General features: G+C 62.6%; 3 protein-coding genes and 1 pseudogene. All 4 read left to right on the top strand.

The features are described 5' to 3' along the window. Positions 1-210 precede the first annotated feature (210 nt). On the top strand, positions 211-912 hold the full coding sequence (locus EN984_RS27215; protein WP_013528337.1) for a response regulator transcription factor: 702 nt from the start codon (positions 211-213) through the stop codon (positions 910-912). Between the two features lie 20 nt (positions 913-932). After that, entirely contained in the window at positions 933-2,717 is a 1,785-nt protein-coding gene (locus EN984_RS27210) for a sensor histidine kinase (protein WP_013528336.1), read from the top strand. Between the two features lie 32 nt (positions 2,718-2,749). Continuing rightward, complete coding sequence (locus tag EN984_RS27205; protein ID WP_164748904.1) at positions 2,750-3,196, top strand: HPr kinase/phosphorylase; 447 nt, start codon at positions 2,750-2,752, stop codon at positions 3,194-3,196. A gap of 164 nt (positions 3,197-3,360) precedes the next feature. Continuing rightward, positions 3,361-3,487, top strand: a pseudogene (locus EN984_RS27195) (PTS fructose transporter subunit IIA); the annotation flags it as partial.

Here is a 3,487-nt window from a genome sequence, read left to right as displayed (position 1 = left end):
GTTTAAATCGTTTATATGTGCAAAAAGTTTCGCGGTTGCCCAAAGGATTGGCGATGTCCGTTCGTCCAATCCATGTCGAGGTAGGATTGTGGCCGCCGGCATGCCGCGCGTGACAGCGGACAAGGCCTATGCCACATTTTGTACCTAATTTGTCCTGCAAAAGCCCCTTCTCTACGACAGAAGGGACAGCTCATGAGGGAGCCGCTTGAAATGGCAACAATCGCGCTTGTCGATGACGACCGCAACATTCTGACATCGGTGTCGATCGCCCTGGAATCCGAGGGGTATCGCGTCGAGACCTACACGGATGGTGCGTCAGCGCTGGAAGGCCTGGCGGCACGCCCGCCGAACCTTGCCATCCTCGACATCAAGATGCCGCGCATGGACGGCATGGAACTGCTGCGCCGCATGCGCCAGAAGTCCGACCTTCCGGTGATCTTCCTGACCTCCAAGGACGACGAGATCGACGAATTGTTCGGCCTCAAGATGGGCGCCGACGATTTCATCCGCAAGCCCTTCTCGCAGCGCCTGCTGGTCGAGCGGGTGCGCGCCGTGCTGCGCCGCGCCAGTGCCCGCGAGGCTGCCGCCAAGACGCCAAGCCAGCAGGCCCGCTCGCTCGAGCGCGGCCAACTCGTCATGGACCAGGAGCGCCACACCTGCACCTGGAAAGGCGAGCCGGTGACGCTCACCGTCACCGAGTTCCTGATCCTGCATTCGCTGGCGCAGCGTCCAGGCGTCGTAAAAAGCCGTGATGCGCTCATGGATTCGGCTTATGATGAACAGGTCTATGTCGACGACCGCACCATCGACAGCCACATCAAGCGGCTGCGCAAGAAGTTCAAGGCCGTCGACGACGACTTCGAGATGATCGAAACCCTTTACGGAGTCGGATACCGGTTCCGCGAAGCATAAGTAGCAGGGCCTGCTATTCGATGGCAGTGGAAGCACAGCGAACAAGACCGGCGGGCGCCTCCAGGCGGCCGTCGCGGATCATGCCGTCCTTCGTGTCGAAGATCACGGTGCCGATGCGCCGTTTCCTTGGCCATCATATCTTTTCCAGCCTGACACGGCGTATCCTGTTCCTCAACCTTGCCGGCCTTGCCGTCCTGGTGACCGGCATCCTCTATCTCAACACCTTCCGAGACGGGCTGATCGACGCCCGCGTCGAAAGCCTGATGACCCAGGGCGAGATCATCGCCGGCGCGATCGCCGCGTCGGCGACGGTCGAGACGGATTCGATCAGCATCGACCCGGAAAAGCTGCTTGAACTGCAGGCCGGCGAAAGCCTGGGGCCGGGCTCCGACCAACTCGACAACCTCGACTTCCCGATCAACCCGGAGCGGGTCGCCCCGGTGCTGCGAAGGCTGATCTCGCCGACCAGGACCCGCGCCCGCATCTATGACCGCGACGCCAATCTGCTGCTCGATTCACGCCACCTCTATTCGCGTGGCCAGATCCTGCGCTACGACCTGCCGCCGGTTGAGGAGGAAGAGCCCGATCTGGTCGAGCGCATCCAGAAATTCGTCTTCGACTTCTTCCGCAACACCGAGCTGCCGGTCTATCACGAGCAGCCGGGCGGCAATGGCGCCGCTTTCCCGGAAGTGGTCAAGGCACTCACCGGCAGCCCGTCGACCATCGTGCGCGTCAGCGAGCAGGGGGAGCAGATCGTTTCGGTGGCGGTGCCGATCCAGCGCTTTCGTGCCGTCCTGGGCGTGCTGATGCTGTCGACCGAAGGCGGCGACATCGACAAGATCGTCGCCGCCGAGCGCAAGGCGATCCTGCGCGTCTTCGGTATCGCGGCCCTTGTCACCGCCATCCTGTCGATGCTGCTTGCCTCCACCATCGCCAATCCGCTGCGCCGGCTGTCGGCGGCGGCGGTGCGGGTGCGGCGCGGCGTCAAGAGCCGTGAGGAAATCCCCGATTTTTCCGACCGCCAGGACGAGATCGGCAATCTGTCGATCGCCATACGCGACATGACCAACGCGCTCTACGCCCGCATCGAGGCGATCGAAAGCTTCGCGGCCGATGTCTCGCACGAGTTGAAGAACCCGCTGACGTCGCTGCGCAGCGCGGTGGAAACCTTGCCGCTGGCCAAGAACGACGATTCGCGCGGCCGGCTGATGGATATCATCCAGCACGATGTCAGGCGGCTGGACCGGCTCATCACCGATATTTCCGACGCATCGCGCCTGGACGCGGAGCTCGCGCGTGAAGATGCCGGGACGGTCGACCTGAAGAAATTCATCACCGATCTGGTCGCCGTTTCGCGCGAAGCGACGCGCAACAAGAAGGCGGTCGAGATCGAGTTCAAGGCGGCCAAACTGCCGCAAGGCGTCAAAGGCTACGTCGTCGTCGGGCATGATCTTCGCATCGGCCAGGTCATCACCAATTTGATCGAGAACGCCCGTTCCTTCGTTCCCGAGGATCATGGCCACATCAGCCTGTCGCTGGCGCGTGCCGGCAAGTTCAACATCGTCACCGTCGACGACAATGGCCCCGGCATCCGGGCCGACAACATCGACCGCATCTTCGAACGGTTCTACACCGACCGGCCGGCCGGCGAGGCATTCGGCCAGAATTCGGGGCTTGGCCTGTCGATATCCAGGCAAATCGTCGAGGCCCATGGCGGCACGCTCACCGCCGAGAACATCCCCGGCACCAAACCCGGCGAGATCAAGGGCGCACGCTTTGTGGTGACATTGCCGGCCGAAGGCTGAGAGCATGAATCCCAACCACGCCTGGTCCAGCCGTGCAGCCTGAAAACATTCACGCGACAATGGTTTTGATCGGCGAGCGCGGCATTCTCGTCACCGGAGCCTCCGGTTCGGGCAAGACGACGCTGGCGCTGGCGCTCATCGACCATTGTCGCCATCGCGGCCTGTTCTCGCGGCTCGTCGGTGACGATCAGCTCTTTGTCGAGGTGCATGCCGGGCGGCTTCTCTGCCGCGCTCCCGCCATCATAGAAGGCCTCGTCGAGGTGCCTGGGCTCGGGCCGCGAGCGGTGCCGTTCGAGCCCGCCGCCATCGTCGATTTGCATGTCCGCCTGACGCCGGCCGGTGAAACGGCACGCTTTCAGGAGGATGCCGACACCAGCATCGCCGGCTGTCGGGTGCCGCGTATCGATGCGGTCGAACGCAACGTCGCTGCCGCCTTGCCGGTCGTGATGGCGCGGCTGTCGATCGCGCCTTTTCTATGATCCGTTCCGGGTTTTTTGCTGCAATGCGTCAAAATGGCATGTGCCTGCGCAATTTTGGGCTTGTCAACGGGCCGTGCGTCGACAAGATAGCGCTCCCGCCGCCTGGATTGGCTGGCGAGCATAAAATGCGCCTGTGAAGCGGCGATGACGGGAGCCACCAAAGAATGATCGGACTCGTGCTTGTAACGCACGGTCAACTGGCCACCGAGTTCCGACATGCCGTCGAACATGTCGTCGGGCCACAAGACAATTTCGAAACCGTGGCGATCGGTGCCGACGACGATATGGAGC

The sequence above is a fragment of the Mesorhizobium sp. M7A.F.Ca.CA.004.12.1.1 genome, assembly GCF_003997835.1.
GTDB lineage: Bacteria > Pseudomonadota > Alphaproteobacteria > Rhizobiales > Rhizobiaceae > Mesorhizobium.
The sequence above is the reverse complement of the archived record's forward strand: the minus strand, read 5'-3'. Positions and strand labels throughout refer to the sequence as shown.

Bases quoted from the DNA above. Each gene is read 5' to 3' on its own strand.
- EN984_RS27215 (WP_013528337.1), top strand. From the start codon at position 211: ATGGCAACAATCGCGCTTGTCGATGACGACCGCAACATTCTGACATCG.
- EN984_RS27210 (WP_013528336.1), top strand. From the start codon at position 933: ATGGCAGTGGAAGCACAGCGAACAAGACCGGCGGGCGCCTCCAGGCGG.